12 protein-coding genes are annotated in these 17,369 nt (G+C 61.0%); 6 read left to right on the top strand and 6 right to left on the bottom strand.

Annotated features, from left to right (window positions below; genetic code table 11):
• Positions 1-12: 12 nt before the first annotated feature.
• A complete protein-coding gene (locus HGP31_RS09310; protein ID WP_020800676.1) occupies positions 13-546 on the top strand; it encodes an REP-associated tyrosine transposase in 534 nt (177 codons plus the stop codon).
• Between the two features lie 432 nt (positions 547-978).
• Here HGP31_RS09310 and HGP31_RS09315 read toward each other — a convergent pair whose 3' ends face one another.
• Positions 979-2,544: a methyl-accepting chemotaxis protein gene (locus HGP31_RS09315; RefSeq protein WP_020798776.1), complete on the bottom strand. Its 1,566-nt coding sequence runs from the start codon at positions 2,542-2,544 to the stop codon at positions 979-981.
• Positions 2,545-3,196: 652 nt separating this feature from the next.
• Between HGP31_RS09315 and HGP31_RS09320 the strand changes: the two genes are divergently transcribed.
• Positions 3,197-4,132, top strand: a complete 936-nt coding sequence (locus HGP31_RS09320) for a KpsF/GutQ family sugar-phosphate isomerase (protein WP_151141177.1) — start codon at positions 3,197-3,199, stop codon at positions 4,130-4,132.
• A gap of 43 nt (positions 4,133-4,175) precedes the next feature.
• Here the strand turns inward: HGP31_RS09320 and HGP31_RS09325 are convergent, their stop codons facing one another.
• From HGP31_RS09325 to acnA, 3 genes are all read right to left on the bottom strand, one after another.
• Positions 4,176-4,967, bottom strand: coding sequence for a CPBP family intramembrane glutamic endopeptidase (locus tag HGP31_RS09325; protein WP_168757531.1), 792 nt, complete (start codon positions 4,965-4,967; stop codon positions 4,176-4,178).
• A gap of 664 nt (positions 4,968-5,631) precedes the next feature.
• Positions 5,632-5,895 carry a hypothetical protein gene (locus tag HGP31_RS09330; RefSeq protein WP_020801156.1) on the bottom strand — a complete coding sequence of 88 codons (264 nt, stop codon included), beginning with the start codon at positions 5,893-5,895 and terminating at the stop codon, positions 5,632-5,634.
• Between the two features lie 1,602 nt (positions 5,896-7,497).
• Complete coding sequence (gene acnA / locus HGP31_RS09335) at positions 7,498-10,239, bottom strand: aconitate hydratase AcnA (protein ID WP_168757532.1); 2,742 nt, start codon at positions 10,237-10,239, stop codon at positions 7,498-7,500.
• A 222-nt stretch (positions 10,240-10,461) separates the two neighbouring features.
• Here acnA and rlmM point away from each other — a divergent pair, with 222 nt between their 5' ends.
• Positions 10,462-11,535: a 23S rRNA (cytidine(2498)-2'-O)-methyltransferase RlmM gene (gene rlmM / locus HGP31_RS09340; protein ID WP_020801362.1), complete on the top strand. Its 1,074-nt coding sequence runs from the start codon at positions 10,462-10,464 to the stop codon at positions 11,533-11,535.
• Between the two features lie 137 nt (positions 11,536-11,672).
• Positions 11,673-11,924: a sulfurtransferase TusA gene (gene tusA, locus HGP31_RS09345; protein WP_168757533.1), complete on the top strand. Its 252-nt coding sequence runs from the start codon at positions 11,673-11,675 to the stop codon at positions 11,922-11,924.
• Between the two features lie 122 nt (positions 11,925-12,046).
• On the opposite strand, the gene HGP31_RS09350 is transcribed toward tusA, so the two are convergent.
• The gene (locus HGP31_RS09350) at positions 12,047-13,441 is read right to left on the bottom strand and encodes an MATE family efflux transporter (protein WP_168757534.1); all 1,395 of its coding nucleotides are present in this window, start codon (positions 13,439-13,441) and stop codon (positions 12,047-12,049) included.
• 332 nt (positions 13,442-13,773) lie between these two features.
• On the opposite strand from HGP31_RS09350, the gene pdxB reads away from it, so the two are divergent.
• Positions 13,774-14,916: a 4-phosphoerythronate dehydrogenase PdxB gene (gene pdxB / locus HGP31_RS09355; RefSeq protein WP_168757535.1), complete on the top strand. Its 1,143-nt coding sequence runs from the start codon at positions 13,774-13,776 to the stop codon at positions 14,914-14,916.
• Positions 14,917-15,094: 178 nt separating this feature from the next.
• Here the strand turns inward: pdxB and HGP31_RS09360 are convergent, their stop codons facing one another.
• Entirely contained in the window at positions 15,095-15,274 is a 180-nt protein-coding gene (locus HGP31_RS09360) for a PA1571 family protein (protein WP_083348543.1), read from the bottom strand.
• A 259-nt stretch (positions 15,275-15,533) separates the two neighbouring features.
• Between HGP31_RS09360 and HGP31_RS09365 the strand changes: the two genes are divergently transcribed.
• On the top strand, positions 15,534-17,300 hold the full coding sequence (locus HGP31_RS09365; protein ID WP_420850690.1) for an ABC transporter transmembrane domain-containing protein: 1,767 nt from the start codon (positions 15,534-15,536) through the stop codon (positions 17,298-17,300).
• Positions 17,301-17,369 lie beyond the last annotated feature (69 nt).

The raw sequence follows: 17,369 nt of genomic DNA on the forward strand, positions 1-17,369 counted from the left end.
AGCACGAATCCCATGGGCCGAAGCCGTTACTCCATCACCGAGCCTGACAAACCCCACTTCCTCACCTGTACCCTCATGGAATGGCTCCCGCTGTTCATCCGCCCCTATATCGTCGACCACCTGCTGGACTGCTGGCGTTACCAGCAAACCCACCACAGCCTGCAGCTGTTTGGTTATGTGGTCCTCGAAAATCACCTGCACTTCGTTGCCCAGGCACCTGACCTGGGCAAGTCCCTGAGCCAGTTCAAATCCTATACCGCGAGACAGATCATCAACGACCTGCAAAGCAAGGGGGCGGATAGAGCCCTACAGCGACTGCGCTTCAGCAAGCGGGCGCACAAGCAGGATCGGGTGTACCAGTTGTGGCAGGAAGGCTCGCACGCGGAAATGGTTTTCAGTGAGTCGGTGATGCGCCAGAAACTCGATTACATCCACAACAACCCGGTGAAGCGGGGGTATGTGGACTTGCCGGAGCACTGGCGTTACTCGAGTGCGAGGAACTACGCGGGGTTGGACGGGTTGATCGAGATTCAGCGCTGGTATTGACGCGCACCACTACATACTGCGGCGCGACTGGGACGCGGAGCGTCCCGGGCTGCATTCCCACGCAGAGCGTGGGAACGATCAAGATCAACAGCCTCGCACCCCGATCATTCCCACGCGCAGCAAGGAATGCATCCAAGGGGCGCTCCGCGTTCCGCCTTTGCGGCCAGAGGGAACGACGCGCCCCCGATCGTTCCCACGCTCTGCGTGGGAATGCATCCAGGGACGCTCCGCGTTCCGCTTTTTGCTGCCCGTGGGAACAACGCCCCCCGATCGTTCCCACGCTCTGCGTGGGAATGCATCCAGGGACGCTCCGCGTTCCGCTTTTGCTGCCGTGGGAACGACGCACCTTGATCGTTCCCACGCACAGCAAAGGAATGCCGCCCGGGACGCTCCGCGTTCCGCTTTTTGCTGCCCGTGGGAGGGAGGGGCAGGTCAGCGGTTAAACCGCTCCACCAACGAGTACTGGGTATTCGCGGTCTTGGTCAGCTCTTCGCTCAGCAATGCCGAGTTCTGCGCCTGTTCCGAGGTCTGGTCCGCCAGTGCCGAGATGTTGCTGATGTTGCGGCTGATTTCTTCGGCCACGGCGCTTTGCTCTTCGGTCGCGGCGGCGATCTGGGTGGTCATGTCGGTGATGTTGGCCACCGCTTCGCTGATCCCCACCAGGGCCTGGTCCGCTTCCAACACTCGTGCCACACCTTCTTCGGCCTGGCGATGCCCGGCTTCCATGGTCTGCACCGCGGTGCCCGCGGTTTGCTGGAGCTTGGCAATCAGGGCGTGGATCTGCCCGGTGGATTCGCTGGTGCGTTGGGCCAGTTGGCGAACTTCGTCCGCCACTACCGCAAAGCCACGCCCCATCTCGCCGGCGCGCGCCGCTTCGATGGCCGCGTTCAGTGCCAACAGGTTGGTCTGGTCGGCGATGCCTTTGATCACATCGACCACGCCGCCGATTTCGTTGCTGTCCTTGGCCAGTTGGGTCACGGTCAGGCCGGTTTCGCCCACCACCACTGACAGGCGCTGAATGGCTTCGCGGGTTTCCCCGGCGATGTCGCGGCCTCGACCGGTCAGGCGGTTGGCCTCCTGGGTGGCGTCGGCGGTGCGCTGTACGTGGCTGGCGACTTCCTGGGTGGTGGCAGCCATCTGGTTGACGGCGGTGGCCACCTGTTCGGTCTCGACGCGTTGGCGTTCCAGGCCGGTGGAGCTGTTGTGTGCCAGGGCGTCGGATTGCTTCGCCTGGTCGGTCAGGTGCTCGGCGGTGTCCTGCAGTCGGGTCAGGCAGGTTTTCAGGCGGGCTTCCTGGCTGAGGATCGACATTTCCAGGCGTGCCTGGGCACCGCGGCTGTCGGTGTACATCTGCGCGATCAGCGGGTCGGACGTGGTCTGCTCGGCCAGGCGCAGCAAACGCTTGATGCCGCGTTGCTGCCAGCCCAGGCCCAAAAGGCCCAGTGGCACCGAAAGAGCGGCCGCCAGGGCAAAGCCCCACTGCGAGTTCAAGGTCGCACCGATCATGAAGCTCAACTGGCTGACCAGAATGAACGGCAACCAGTCCTGCAGGACCGGCATCCATTTATCCGAAGAAGGAACGGCCGACTTGCCCTGGTTGATGCGTTGATAGAGCGCTTCGGCGCGGCGAATCTGTTCGGCGGTGGGCTTGACCCGCACCGACTCGTAACCGATCACCTGATTGCCTTCGAAGATCGGCGTCACATAGGCGTTAACCCAGTAGTGGTCACCGCTCTTGCAGCGATTCTTGACAATGCCCATCCATGGCAAGCCTTGTTTAAGTGTGCCCCACATGTGCGCGAAGACTGCCGCGGGAACGTCGGGGTGACGCACCAGGTTGTGCGGCGCACGGATCAATTCCTCACGCGAAAACCCGCTGATCTCGACGAAGTCGTCGTTGCAGTAGGTGATCATGCCCTTGGCATCCGTGGTGGAGATCAACCGTTGCTGAGCCGGGAAGGTCCGTTCGCGTTGTGTAATGGGCTGGTTATTACGCATGGCTTATATAATCCGCAAGGCTTTGACAGGGTGTCGGCCCTGCAGCGGTTTTATTGAATTTATTTTTTTGCCGAGCGAGAGGCGTGGATCAAGGCGGGGAATACGACGACGGGTCGCAATGTAACGGTTTGTAAGGGTTTCCCTCGGGGGGCGCTCAGCGTATGATTTTGCGCCCCCGGCGCTGGCGCTTTAGTGGAGCGGTGCGTAGTCCATTTGCCGTAACAGTGAATCCACCATCCATCGGACGCCATTCAAGAGACCTTGGCGTAAAGGTCCAGCATGAAAAGCGTGAATACATATCTCATAAAGTCTGAGATGCCATTTTTATCAGATTACCGAAAATACAGCCCGCAGCACTGGCGGCTTATCTTTTGACCGGCGGTCTGACGGTTTCCAGTGTACGCCCGAGAAATACGCAATGGAAAGACATGAGATTGCGACGACCTTTACCTAAGGCGGCGCCCATTGCAGGTCGACTCGACGATGAAGATAGCTTTGCTGCTAAGAAGTAATTTGTATGGCATTTCCCAGGTGGTCAAAACAAAATTGACCGATGTCGTACTTCGGCTGGGCACTTTACAGAACTCGGCGTTGGATGCTTCGCTTACATCTATTTAAGCTTACCACCTAACCAAGGATCCTTGGCTTTCCCATGAATCACCTTCCAATTGCTAAAGATGCACTCAACGCACAGTCGCAAGCCATCAGCCAACTCGCAACACGCCTCGACACTCAGTTTCAGCGTGCAGTGGAGCTCATCCTTGATTGCAAGGGCCGCGCGGCAGTCTGCGGCATGGGTAAATCCGGACTTATCGGTCAGAAAATGGTCGCTACTTTCGCCTCTACGGGTACGCCAAGTCTTTTTCTGCATCCGGCTGAAGCCTTTCATGGTGATCTTGGCATGCTCAAGCCGAGCGATGTGCTTATCCTGATTTCTTACAGTGGCGAAACCGAAGAAGTCGTTAAGTTGATCCCGAGCTTGAAGTCATTCGGCAACAAAATTATTGCCATGACCGGTGACGGCGAATCCACCCTAGCTCGGCATGCCGACATCTGGCTAGATATATCCGTCGAGCGTGAGGTGTGTCCCAACAACCTCGCTCCGACGACTTCAACGCTCGCGACCATGGCCATGGGTGATGCGCTTGCTGTCGCGCTGATCGCTGCGCTCGACTTCAAGCCAATGGACTTCGCTCGCTACCACCCTGGTGGCAGCCTTGGTCGCAAACTCCTGACGCGCGTCAGTGACGTGATGCACACCAATACCCCTAAAGTGACCCGCAACACTTCATTCCACAACTGCCTGCTCGTTATGACATCAAGCCGCCTGGGGCTCGCCCTGGTGATGGAGGACGAAAAACTCATCGGCATCGTCACCGATGGCGATCTACGTCGTGCGTTGCTGGGCAATCCAGGGGTTGTCAACGAAACCGTCGACTCGTTCCTAACCTTAAGTCCGCACACAGTGAAAGCGTCTGCACAATTGTCCGAGGCCGAGGCTTACATGTTGGATCACAAAATTCGGGCTTTGCCGGTTATGGATGACGATAGCGGTGAAGTGGTTGGCATTGTCGAGATTTTTGACTGAAACGGATGACATTAGCGTTGGCTTTTGTCGTTCAGGTAATCGGTCAGTTGGTCAGCATCGGGTAAGTGAACAATACAAAATGCAGTAGATTCAAACCAAAGTGAGTAGCCATGGCGGCTGCCAATCCGCCAAATCGATATGCGAGCCCATAACAAGCGCCTGCCAAGGTCGCCAACATTACCCACTCCCAACCGGCCCCCCAGTGCGCCAGCCCGAATAATAGAGAAGCGATTAACAGGGCAAGGTGTTCGCCGTAGTGCAGGTGTTGGAGGCGCCGGCTCAAGCCACCTTGTATGTAGCCGCGAAATAGCGCTTCTTCTACTAGCGTCACCAGTAGCAGGTTGTTGTTTATCCACAGCCATGCCTGCGGCGGCCATTTCGGCGACCATTCTACGATTCCCAGCAGCGATGCTCCCCCGAGCGTAACGAGTGCCGTTAGGGTGAGGGTCAGGGCGCCTGCTTTTATCGCTTGCATAAATGAGTGGCGGCCGATGATCCATGGGCACACGAGTAACAGCCAGAAGCCTATCAGCGGTTTATCCAGGTTGAGATACATCGAGAACGGCACGGCGTTCTCGGTGAAGCGCTCCTGATCGATCATCCTGGCGTTTTGAAACCCCGGCCACCAATGCAGAGCGAGGGTGAGGGCCAGGAGGATGAATACGGCATGACCAAGATAGCGGACGTAGCGGGCGTGTTGTTGCTGGGCGGCGAAACCGGTGAGCAGCAACAGGATGATGGCGATGCTCGCCTGGGCGGTAATTTGCCCATAGGTGAGGGCCAGGACATAGCCGGCAGAGAGGAGTGTCAGGTATGGCCAGGGCATGACGAGCATGAACGTTTCCTTGTTTCGGGTGAGCTCGCTTTAATGTGGGGCATTTAGGCAGATATGGCCGTGCTTCTGCAATTGTGATGCTGTGTCTTAGTGCGTAAAACAGAGTGCGTGACTATGTTTAAAGGTGCCTGAAGTTCGTTTAAGGGCGCGTTGCCGAATCCTGCTGGAAAAAGGGGAAGCATATGACAAGTTGGCCCGTGATCGCTGTGACGTTGTTGATGTTGATGCCTCTGATGGCCCTGGTTACTTCGATAAGGGGGTGGGTCATGCATTTCAAGATCGAAGGTGATACTGAGTATTAGTTGCGGTTTGACGTAGTACCGGTCATTTCTATAACGCGAGTATTGAGCACAGGGATGTGGTCCCCCACAAAGTCAGCATTTTGTGGATAATGCTGTTCCCTTCAGAGAGTATGGGCTGAACAGCCAGCGCATAAAGTGTGGGTGACATAGGGCTGTCGCGCCGGCGATGGCGGGCTTGAGCGGTGCGTTGGACTTTCGGGAGGTTTCGCCGGCAAGTCAGATCTCCGCACCGCTGGCTCCTACAGGGAGCCGCGTGCATTCGACATCAGGTTGTCCGGTGGCCGCTCGGCCAGGCTGCGACGGCGGGCTATCGGAAAGCAAATCGCAGATGCTGCTGGGATGCGTCAGCACGTGCGCGAGGCTCAATGAACGGCCGAGGACCTTGGGACGGGGACGCGATCAAACTTGGAAACCTCTTTGATCCAGAATCGACGGTACTCCGTTTGATCCGGCGCTAACGGCTTGTGATTCGACCAGGCGTGTCCTGTTTTCAAGGCTTCGCGATACGCCTCCCACTCTTTTTCCTCGGCGACTTCCTTCGCCCTTTTCTCATCATCGAACCAACCAAGAACATACACTTCGCCTTGATCGATGCCGTGCTCGATCAATAGATAAATCTCTTTCATACGCTAAACCCATAACGACACATTTCTAAAATACCCTACCACAGCGTATTGCCCTTATTATCGTCTTATCGGCAGGGGTTTGCATTTCTTGAGCTTATGGGTTGGGGCAGGGCTACGAAATATTGTTTTGGGTTCAGTTATCAAGCTTTCCAAGTAGTCAGGCAGGTGCTTTTTTCGTGTGTCACCTGTAAGGCGGTCATTGGTTGTGAGTACGCATTCGCCGGCAAGCCTGGCTCCTACGGGGGGGATGCGTATGGCTTCCGATCAGGCCGGCCGGTCGGCCGCCTCGCTTTTGATTGTGATCTGGCTTTTGATTTTCTTGCCCCGTCGAGAGGCCGAGTGGAGGTTCTGCGCAGTGGCTAAACCGGCAAGGATGCCGGTTTAGCCGCGCTGGGCCAAGGATGGCCCATCGCGGCGACCCACGGAGCAGGACCGGAGCGAGGGCATGCCGAGCATTAGCGAGGCACCGAACGTCAGGGGCAAGAGCCCTTGGTTACTTGGGGCTCTTCCAAGTGACTCGCTGTAAAAGCGAAACCATAAGTGGCCGTTACCGCAGGAATGGATATGTACGCGGTCAACAAAATCCAGGTTGGCTATTAGGCCGCCATCGCTGCGATGCGGCGGCCCGACAAGCCAGCTCCTACAGTGGATTTGGGTGTATTCGGAAGTGATGGGTTAGCTGTCGGGCCGTCATCGCTGACAAACCGGCACAGGGGGTATGTGTATGGCTTCCGATCAGGCCGGCCGGTCGGCCGCCTCGCTTTTGATTGTGATCTGGCTTTTGATTTTCTTGCCCCCTCGAGAGGCCGAGTGGAGGTTCTGCGCAGTGGGTAAACCGGCAAGGATGCCGGTTTAGCCGCGCTGGGCCAAGGATGGCCCATCGCGGCGACCCACGGAGCAGGACCGGAGCGAGGGCATGCCGAGCATTAGCGAGGCACCGAACGCCAGGGGCAAGAGCCCTTGGTTACTTGGGGCTCTTCCAAGTGACTCGCTGTAAAAGCGAAACCATAAGTGGCCGTTACCGCAGGAATGGATATGTACGCGGTCAACAAGCCACAGGTTGGCTGTCAGGCCGCCTTCGCAAGCAAGCCCGCTCCCACAGTTGATCGGGTATGGCCGCGGGAGATGGGTTGGCTGTCAGGACGCCTTCGCGAGCAGGCTCGCTCCCACAGTTGATCGGGTAGGGGCGCGGGAGATGGGTTGGCTGTCAGGCCGCCTTCGCGAGCAAGCCCGCTCCCACAGTTGATCGGGGAGGGCTGCGGGAGATGGGTTGGCTGTCAGGCCGCCTTCGCGAGCAGGCTCGCTCCCACAGTTGATCGGGTATGGCCGCGGGAGATGGGTTGACTGTCAGGACGCCTTCGCGAGCAGGCTCGCTCCCACAGTTGATTGGGGAGGGCTGCGGGAGATGGGTTGGCTGTCAGGCCGCCTTCGCGAGCAAGCCCGCTCCCACAGTTGTTCGGGTCGGGCCGGGAGATTGGTTGGCTGTGATCATTCCTTCGCCGTTTCAAGCCTGGCTCCGCATGGTGGGCAGGTTGTAGGGGGGGCGTCAGGCGCCGCTAACGAAGAACGGCACCTGAAGCATCAACAGCTATAGCCACGCGATTACGAGGCAATCAACTGCCGCAACACGTAATGCAAGATCCCCCCCGACTTGAAGTATTCCACCTCATTCAGCGTATCAATCCGACACAGCACTTCGATTTTTTCCTGGCTACCGTTTTCCCGAGTGATGACCAGGGTCAAATTCATCCGTGGTGTCAGCTCAACGCCCGTCAGCCCCAGGATGTCCAGGGTTTCCCGGCCAGTCAGGTTCAGGCTCTTACGGTTCTGGTCGAGCTTGAACTGCAACGGCAATACGCCCATGCCTACCAGGTTGGAGCGATGGATGCGTTCGAAGCTTTCGGCGATGACCGCCTTGATCCCCAGCAAGTTAGTGCCCTTGGCGGCCCAGTCGCGGCTGGAGCCGGTGCCGTATTCCTGGCCGGCGATCACCACCAGCGGGGTGCCGGTAGCTTGGTAGCGCATGGCGGCGTCGTAGATCGGCAGTTTTTCGCCGGTAGGGATGAAGTAGGTGTTGCCGCCTTCCTCGCCGTGGAGCATTTCGTTACGGATGCGGATGTTGGCGAAGGTGCCGCGCATCATCACCTGGTGGTTGCCGCGGCGTGAGCCGTAGGAGTTGAAGTCGCGCGGTTCCACGCCTTTGTCGCGCAGGTAGTGGCCTGCCGGGCTGTCGGCCTTGATGTTGCCGGCGGGGGAGATGTGGTCGGTGGTCACCGAGTCGCCGAGCAGGGCGAGGATGCGTGCGCCGCTGATGTCCTTGACCACCGGTGGCGGACCGCCGATGTCGTCGAAGAACGGCGGATGCTGGATGTAGGTCGAGTCGTCCTGCCAGACGTAGGTGGCCGCTTGCGGTACTTCGATGGCTTGCCATTGTTCGTCGCCGGCGAATACTTCGGCGTATTCCTTGTGGAACATGGCGGTGTTGACCTGTTCGACCGCTTCGGCGATTTCCTGGCTGCTGGGCCAGATGTCGCGCAGGTACACCAACTTGCCGTTCTGGTCTTCGCCCAGGGGCTCTTGGCTGAGGTCGATGCGCACGGTGCCGGCCAGGGCGTAGGCGACCACCAGCGGCGGCGAGGCCAGCCAGTTGGTTTTCACCAGCGGATGGACCCGGCCCTCGAAGTTGCGGTTGCCCGACAGCACCGAGGCCACGGTGAGGTCGGCTTTCTGGATGGCTTGTTCGATGGGCTCCGCCAGCGGTCCGGAGTTGCCGATGCAGGTGGTGCAGCCATAGCCGACCAGGTCAAAGCCCAGGGTGTCGAGGTACTGCGTCAAGCCGGCCGCCTTGTAATAATCGGTGACCACTTTCGAGCCTGGGGCCAGGGAGCTTTTCACCCAGGGTTTGCGGCTCAGGCCTTTTTCCACGGCTTTTTTCGCCACCAGCCCCGCCGCCATCATCACGCTCGGGTTGGAGGTGTTGGTGCAGGAGGTGATGGCGGCGATCACCACCGCGCCGTTTTTCAGGCGAAGGGTCTGGCCTTCGTACTCGTAGTCCACTTCACCGGCCATGTCCGCGTTGCCCACCGCTACGCCGCCACCGCCTTCGCTTTCCAGGCGGCCTTCTTCCTTGCTGGTGGGTTTGAGATGCAGGCCGACGAAGTCGCTGAAGGCTTGCGCCACATTCGGCAGCGCGACACGGTCTTGCGGGCGCTTGGGCCCAGCCAGGCTGGCTTCGACGCTGGTCATGTCCAAGGCCAGGCTGTCGGTGAATTGTGGTTCCTGGCCTGGCAGGCGCCACAGGCCTTGCACCCTGCTGTAGGCCTCGACCAGTTTCACCGTGGCCTCGGGGCGGCCAGACAGGCGCAGGTAGTTCAGGGTGACGTCGTCCACCGGGAAGAAGCCGCAGGTGGCGCCATACTCCGGCGCCATGTTGGCGATGGTCGCGCGGTCGGCCAGGGGCAGGTCGGCCAGGCCGTCGCCGTAGAACTCGACGAATTTGCCGACCACGCCTTTCTTGCGCAGCATCTGGGTGACGGTCAGCACCAGGTCGGTGGCGGTGATGCCTTCCTTGAGTTTGCCGGTGAGCTTGAAGCCGATCACTTCGGGAATCAGCATCGACACCGGTTGGCCGAGCATCGCCGCTTCGGCTTCGATGCCGCCGACGCCCCAGCCGAGTACGCCGAGGCCGTTGATCATGGTGGTGTGGGAGTCGGTGCCGACCAAGGTGTCGGGGAAGGCGTAGGTGCGGCCGTCTTCGTCCTTGGTCCAGACGGTGCGGCCCAGGTATTCGAGGTTGACCTGGTGGCAGATGCCGGTGCCCGGCGGCACCACGCTGAAGTTGTCGAAGGCGCTCTGGCCCCAGCGCAGGAAGGCGTAACGCTCGCCGTTGCGCTGCATTTCGATGTCGACGTTCTGTTCGAAGGCGCTGCTGGTGGCGAACTTGTCGACCATCACCGAGTGGTCGATCACCAGGTCCACCGGCGACAGCGGGTTGATGCGCTGCGGGTCGCCGCCGGCCTTGGCCATCGCCGCGCGCATGGCGGCCAGGTCGACCACGGCGGGCACGCCGGTGAAGTCTTGCATCAGCACCCGGGCCGGCCGGTACTGGATTTCGCGGTCGGAGCGGCGCTCCTTGAGCCAGGCGGCGATGGCCTTGAGGTCGGCGCCGGTGACGGTCTTGGCGTCTTCCCAGCGCAGCAGGTTTTCCAGCAGCACTTTGAGCGACATGGGCAGCGCGTCCAGGTCGCCGAGGCTTCTGGCGGCCTCCGGCAGGCTGTAATAGTGGTAGAGCTTGTCGTCGACTTGCAGGGTTTTAAGGGTGTTCAGGCTATCGAGGGACGGCATTACGATCACTCCTTTGAGTCCGCACGGCGGCGGACTGAGGGGACGGGCAGAGCATTAAACCTAGCCCTGTTTTACGTAGCTGGCTAATAACTGGACTCTATGGGCAAGTCCGAGGTTCCGAAGTCGGCTATCATGCGCCGGTTTTCGTGACAGACATTGCGTTAGCGCAAGTCTGGGCATCGCGCAGGGGTTGAATGTCTCGCCCTCTGCCCAGGAGTAAGAATGAACACCCTTTTCATGCATTGCCGGCCGGGCTTCGAAGGTGAAGTCTGTTCCGAGATTTCCGACCTGGCCGCACAACTGAACGTGGCCGGTTATGCCAAGGCCAAGGCCGCCAGCGCCTGCGCCGAGTTTGTCTGCACCGAAGAAGACGGCGCCGAGCGCCTGATGCGCGGGCAGCGTTTTGCCAACCTGATCTTCCCGCGCCAGTGGGCCCGGGGGATTTTCATCGACCTGCCGGAGAGTGATCGCATCAGCGTGATTCTCGCGCACCTGGCGGATTTTCCGACCTGCGGCAGCCTGTGGCTGGAAGTGGTCGATACCAATGATGGCAAGGAGCTGTCGAACTTCTGCAAGAAATTCGAAGGCCCGTTGCGCAAGGCGCTGATCGGCGCCGGCAAGCTGGTGGACGACGCGAACAAGCCGCGCTTGTTGCTGACGTTCAAGAGCGGCCGTGAAGTGTTCGTTGGCCTGGCAGAGTCGAACAATTCGGCGATGTGGCCGATGGGCATTCCGCGTTTGAAATTCCCGCGCGAGGCGCCGAGCCGTTCGACCTTGAAGCTTGAAGAGGCCTGGCATCACTTCATTCCGCGCGACCAATGGGACGAGCGCCTGCACAGCGACATGACCGGGGTCGACCTGGGTGCTGCGCCTGGCGGCTGGACCTGGCAGCTGGTCAACCGAGGCATGCTGGTGACCGCCATCGACAATGGCCCGATGGCTGAAAGCTTGATGGACACCGGCTTGGTGCAGCATTTGATGGCCGACGGTTTCACCTTCAAGCCCAAGCAGCCGGTGGACTGGATGGTCTGCGACATCGTCGAGAAGCCGGCGCGTAATGCGGCGATGCTCGAGGAGTGGATCGGCGAGGGGCATTGCCGCGAGGCGGTGGTCAACCTCAAGCTACCGATGAAGCAGCGTTACGCCGAGGTGAAGCGCTTGCTGGAGCGTATTGCCGAAGGCTTCAAGGCCCGGGGCATTCGCGTGGAGATCGGCTGCAAGCAGCTGTACCACGACCGTGAGGAAGTGACCTGCCATTTGCGCCGGCTGGACGTGAAGAAACCGAAATCCCGCTGACCTTGCGTACCGATCGTTCCCACGCTCTGCGTGGGAATGCCGCCAGGGACGCTCCGCGTTCCGCCTTTGGATGTGACGCAGAGCGTGGGAACGATCAGTCAGCGGTGTACAATGCCGGCAAGTTTCAGGAGTTAATCATGAGTGAAATGCTTGATAAGCCGGTAGACGGCACCCTCGACGCCACCGGCCTCAACTGCCCGGAGCCGGTGATGATGCTGCACCAGCACATCCGTGACCTGGTGCCTGGCGGCCTGCTCAAGGTGATCGCCACCGATCCGTCGACCCGCCGCGATATCCCCAAGTTCTGCGTGTTCCTCGACCATGAACTGGTAGGGCAGCATGAATACGCGGGCACCTACCTCTACTGGATCCGCAAAAAATCCAGCTGACCCACAAAGCCCTTGTAGGAGCGAGCATGCTCGCGAAAAACCCGAGGGCGCCGCGGGGTGTCAGGCTCCCCGCGTAATCGTTGACGTCCATCGTCGGAACGCCGCCCGGAGCATGCTCGCTCCTACAGGCGAATCCGCTTGCGTGCACTGCGCGTCAGGCGGATCGACAGCATCAGCGCCGCGCAGCTCAGGCCGACGATCAGGCCCTGCCACAGACCGCTCGGGCCGCTTGGCGTGCCCAGCCAGTCGGTCAAGCCCAGGGCGTAGCCCACCGGCAGGCCGATGCCCCAGTAGGCGAACAGGGTCAGGATCATCGTCACCCGGGTGTCCTGATAGCCGCGCAACGCGCCAGCCGCCGTGACCTGGATCGCGTCGGAAAACTGGAACAGCGCCGAATACACGATCAACATCGCCGCCACCTTGATCACCGTCGGGTCCGCCGTGTAGATCGTCGCGATGTGCTCACGCAGCAATAGCATCATGCTCGCCGACAGGCAGGCGTACGCCAACGCCGTGCCCATGCCGACGCCTGCGGCGAAACGCGCTTCACGGGGTTGCTCGCGCCCCAGCGCCTGGCCGACCCGCACGGTCACGGCCATGCCCAGGGAGTAGGGGATCATGAACACCAGCGAGCTGAAGTTGAGGGCGATCTGGTGACCGGCGACCACGGTGGCGCCGAGGCTGCCGATCAACAGGGCGATTACGGCGAAGATGCTCGACTCGGCGAATACGGCAATGCCGATAGGCAGGCCGATGCCCAGCAGGCGCTTGATCACCGACCATTGTGGCCAATCGAAACGGCTGAACAGCTGGCTCGATTGATAGGCTGGCGCCCAGCGCTCCCAGCCGGCCATGCCCAGGGCCATCACCCACATCACGATCGCCGTGGCCCAGCCGCAACCGACGCCGCCCATGGCCGGCACGCCGAAGTGGCCATAGATGAACACGTAGTTCAGCGGAATGTTCAGTGCCAGGCCGCACAGGCCCAGGACCATCGCCGGGCGAGTGCGGCCCAGGCCGTCACTGAAGCAGCGCAGCACATGGTAGATCGCGACCGCAGGCAGGCCGCTGGCGATGCCGTGCAGGTACTGCATGCAGGGGCCGATCAGCTCGGGATCGACCTTCATCACGCGCAGGACCGGCTCGGCGCCCAGCAGCAGGCCGGTCGCGATCAGGCCCACCACCAACGCCAGCCACAGCGCCTGACGCACGATCGGGCCGATCTCGCTGTGGGTCCCGGCACCAAAGCGCTGGGCGACTTTCGGCGTGGTGGCCAGCAACGTGCCGGTCATCAACAGGAACACCGGCACCCAGATCGAGTTGCCTAGCGCCACTGCCGCCAGGTCGCGCGGCCCGACCCGGCCAGCCATCACCGCGTCGACAAAGCCCATCGCCGTGGTGGCCAGTTGCGCGATCATGATCGGCAAGGCCAGGCCGAGCAGGTTTTTCAGCTCCAGGCGGACCCGGGCGGGGCGGGAGAGGGAAGGGCTGGCGGTGTGGGGAGTCACGGAATTCAAGGGCAAAGCGTCCAAAGATTGTTCATGCGCGGCTGCGCATTCTACGCGTTGACGCAGCGGTCAGGAAAAGACTGTGTTGGGGATTTGTAATCCCACCCCTCCCTCTGTAGGAGCGAGCATGCTCCGGGCGGCGTTCCGACGATGGACGTCAACGATGACGTGGGAAAGCTGACACCCCGCGGCGCTCTCAGGTTCATCGTCGGAACGCCGCCCGGAGCATGCTCGCTCCTACAAGGGATCGGTGATCAGTGATCGATGATCGGGGAGGGCATCGGCGCTAGGCGCAAGACATCAACTACGCCTACACTGCCGGTCCGCCAAAGGAGCCTGACATGCTGATCGTTGCCGACGAAAATATCCCCCTGCTCGACGCTTTCTTCCAGACATTCGGTGAAATCCGCCGGGTGCCGGGGCGTTCCATCGACCGCGCCACCGTCGAACAGGCCGATGTACTGCTGGTGCGTTCGGTCACCCGCGTCGACCGTGCATTGCTCGAAGGCAGCAAGGTGCGTTTTGTCGGCACCTGCACCATCGGCACCGATCACCTGGACCTGGAGTACTTTCAACAGACCGGCATCACCTGGTCCAGCGCGCCGGGATGCAACGCCCGGGGCGTGGTCGACTACGTACTCGGCAGCCTGCTGACCCTGGCTGAAATCGAAGGCGCCGACCTGACCCAACGCACCTACGGCGTGGTGGGTGCTGGTGAGGTCGGGGGACGACTGGTCAAGGTCCTGCAGGGGCTGGGCTGGAAGGTGCTGGTCTGCGATCCGCCACGCCAGGCCGCCGAGGGTGGCGACTACGTCAGCCTTGAACAGATCATCGAGCAGTGCGATGTCATCAGCCTGCACACCCCGCTGACCCGCAAGGGCGCCCAGCCCACCTGGCACCTGTTCGATCAACGCCGCCTGAACCAGCTCAAGCCCGGCACCTGGCTGATCAACGCCAGCCGTGGCCCGGTAGTGGACAACACCGCCTTGCGAGAGGTGCTGCTGCAGCGCGAAGACCTGCAGGCGGTGCTCGATGTCTGGGAGGGCGAGCCCGAAGTCGATGTGGCCCTGGCCGAACTCTGCGTGCTGGCCACGCCGCACATTGCCGGGTACAGCCTCGATGGCAAGCAGCGCGGTACGGCGCAGATCTATCAGGCGTACTGCGAGTTCCTCGGGCAAGCGCCCCAGGTCAGCCTCGGCGACTTGCTGCCAGCCCCGTGGCTGTCGCAGGTGACCTTGAGCGGGGATACCGACCCGGCGTGGGCCCTGGCGATGTTGTGCCGTGGCGTGTACGACCCGCGCCGTGACGATGCGGATTTTCGCCGCAGCCTGGTCGGCCGTGTGAGCGAGCAGCGTGCGGCGTTCGATGTGTTGCGCAAGAACTACCCGTCACGACGGGAGATCGACGGGTTGCAGGTGCGTATCGACGGGGATGCGCCAGCGTTGCAGCAGATCGTGGCGGCGCTGGGCGCGACGGCTGTCTAGAGACCGAGTAGGCCCCTTCGCGAGCAAGCCCGCTCCCACATTAAACCGCGCCTGCCTGAACAACTCGGTCAATGTGGGAGCGGGCTTGCTCGCGAAGGGCCACACCGCAAATCTTGCAGAAAAAACCCATAAAAAACCCGGCCCTCAAAGGGCCGGGTCAATGAAGACGGTGGTTACATCACTTCTCTTCGGCAGGCTTGACCAATCGCTTCTCCAGTTCTTTGCACGCTTTCTGGATCATCTTTTCAGTGATCGGTACTTCGCGGCCCTGTTCATCGATTATCGAGCACCCCAGAGACTGGTCTGGCTGCGTGCGGATCACTTGAATCTTGTCATCGCTGCGTTGTTGCAAGGACATGGCCTGTCTCCTCATCAGGTTGTGTGCCTAGATTAAAACCGTCAGGTGACCAGGCTGTGACAACTCCCTGCGATCGCTCCTGAACGGCATCGCCAGTCGACCAGAAATATCCCGACATGGCTACCCGAACTTTAGACCAATACTGTCTAGGCACTAGACTGCATGGTCATAATTAACCTGACTCATTCTGATTCAGCCATTGCACCTTGTTGGTCGGTGTACGCTGGTCCTGTTTATGGCTCCTTTCTGGATGATGCCAATGCTCACTGTTCGTCACCGTCGTGCGCTCCGCCTGGCCGGTCGTTTCATCGCACCTTACCGCTGGCAGGCACTGGGCGCCCTGTTCGCGCTGGTCGTCACGGCGGGTATTACCTTGTCCATGGGGCAGGGCATTCGACTGCTGGTGGACCAGGGTTTCATGACCCAGTCGCCGCATTTGCTCAACCAGTCCATCGCTTTGTTCATGTTGCTGGTAATCGGTCTGGCGGTCGGCACCTTTGCGAGGTTTTACCTGGTGTCGTGGATCGGCGAGCGTTGCGTCGCCGACATCCGTCGCCGGGTGTTCAACCATCTGGTGTACCTGCACCCGGGTTTCTACGAGGACAACCGCAGTTCCGAGATCCAGTCGCGCCTGACCGCCGATACCACGCTGCTGCAATCGGTGATCGGCTCGTCCCTGTCATTGTTCCTGCGCAACTTGCTGATGGTGATTGGCGGGATTGTCCTGCTGTTTGTCACCAATCCAAAACTCACCAGCATCGTGGTGGTCGCCTTGCCGTTGGTGATCGCGCCGATCCTGATTTTTGGCCGGCGGGTGCGCAGCCTGTCGCGCCTGAGCCAGGACCGGATTGCCGACATCGGCAGCTACGTGTCCGAGACCCTGGGCCAGATCAAGACCGTGCAGGCCTACAACCACCAGGCCCAGGACGAACAGCGGTTCGCCGTCACCGTGGAGGAGGCGTTCGACACCGCGCGCAAGCGCATTTTCCAGCGCGCCTGGCTGATTACCCTGGTGATCGTGCTGGTGTTGGGCGCCGTCGGCGTGATGCTCTGGGTTGGCGGCATGGACGTGATTGCCGGGCGGATTTCCGCGGGTGAGCTGGCGGCGTTTGTCTTCTACAGCCTGATCGTCGGCAGTGCGTTCGGCACCTTGAGTGAGGTGATCGGCGAGTTGCAGCGCGCAGCGGGCGCGGCAGAACGGATCGCCGAGTTGCTGCGGGCGCAGAACATCATCCAGTCGCCGTCCACTGGCCTGGTGACCTTGCCCGAGCGGGTGAAGGGTGACCTGGTGTTGCAGGATGTGCGCTTTAGCTATCCATCGCGCCCTGAAAGCTACGCCGTCGACGGCCTGAGCCTGACCATCCAGGCCGGGGAGACCCTGGCGTTGGTCGGGCCCTCCGGGGCGGGCAAATCGACGGTGTATGACCTGCTGCTGCGCTTTTACGACCCCGCCGAAGGGCGCATCCTGCTCGATGGCGTGCCCCTGACCCAACTCGATCCGCTGGACCTGCGGCGCTGCTTTGCACTGGTGTCGCAAACCCCGGCGCTGTTTTTCGGCAGCATCGAAGACAACCTGCGCTACGGCAACCCGACGGCGACCTCGGAGGAGGTCCGCGAGGCCGCAAAAATCGCCTATGCCCACGACTTCATCGAAGCCATGCCCAACGGCTACCAGACGCACCTGGGCGACGGCGGCCTCGGCTTGTCCGGCGGCCAGCGCCAGCGCCTGGCCATCGCCCGCGCGTTGCTGGTGGATGCGCCCATCCTGCTGCTGGACGAAGCCACCAGCGCCCTCGACGCGCAGAGCGAGCACCTGATCCAGCAGGCATTGCCGAGCCTGATGAAAAACCGCACCACCCTGGTCATCGCCCACCGCCTGGCCACCGTCAAAAACGCCGATCGCATTGCGGTGATGGACCAGGGCAAGTTGGTGGCAGTGGGCACGCACCAGTCGTTGATTGCGAGCAACGCGCTGTATGCGCGGTTGGCGGCGTTGCAGTTCAGTGATAAGCGTGAGGTTTCGTGAGATGGAGTTGTTGAGCGACCCAGTAACCGACCCAGTAACTCACCCGGTAACGGCGCTCTGAAATATGCA

The organism is Pseudomonas umsongensis (genome assembly GCF_012647205.1).
Lineage (GTDB): Bacteria > Pseudomonadota > Gammaproteobacteria > Pseudomonadales > Pseudomonadaceae > Aquipseudomonas > Aquipseudomonas umsongensis.

Coding starts and splice junctions, on each gene's coding strand:
- HGP31_RS09310 (WP_020800676.1), top strand. CDS start 13: ATGGGCCGAAGCCGTTACTCCATCACCGAGCCTGACAAACCCCACTTC.
- HGP31_RS09315 (WP_020798776.1), bottom strand. CDS start 2,544: ATGCGTAATAACCAGCCCATTACACAACGCGAACGGACCTTCCCGGCT.
- HGP31_RS09320 (WP_151141177.1), top strand. CDS start 3,197: ATGAATCACCTTCCAATTGCTAAAGATGCACTCAACGCACAGTCGCAA.
- HGP31_RS09325 (WP_168757531.1), bottom strand. CDS start 4,967: ATGCTCGTCATGCCCTGGCCATACCTGACACTCCTCTCTGCCGGCTAT.
- HGP31_RS09330 (WP_020801156.1), bottom strand. CDS start 5,895: ATGAAAGAGATTTATCTATTGATCGAGCACGGCATCGATCAAGGCGAA.
- acnA (WP_168757532.1), bottom strand. CDS start 10,239: ATGCCGTCCCTCGATAGCCTGAACACCCTTAAAACCCTGCAAGTCGAC.
- rlmM (WP_020801362.1), top strand. CDS start 10,462: ATGAACACCCTTTTCATGCATTGCCGGCCGGGCTTCGAAGGTGAAGTC.
- tusA (WP_168757533.1), top strand. CDS start 11,673: ATGAGTGAAATGCTTGATAAGCCGGTAGACGGCACCCTCGACGCCACC.
- pdxB (WP_168757535.1), top strand. CDS start 13,774: ATGCTGATCGTTGCCGACGAAAATATCCCCCTGCTCGACGCTTTCTTC.
- HGP31_RS09360 (WP_083348543.1), bottom strand. CDS start 15,274: ATGTCCTTGCAACAACGCAGCGATGACAAGATTCAAGTGATCCGCACG.
- HGP31_RS09365 (WP_420850690.1), top strand. CDS start 15,534: ATGCTCACTGTTCGTCACCGTCGTGCGCTCCGCCTGGCCGGTCGTTTC.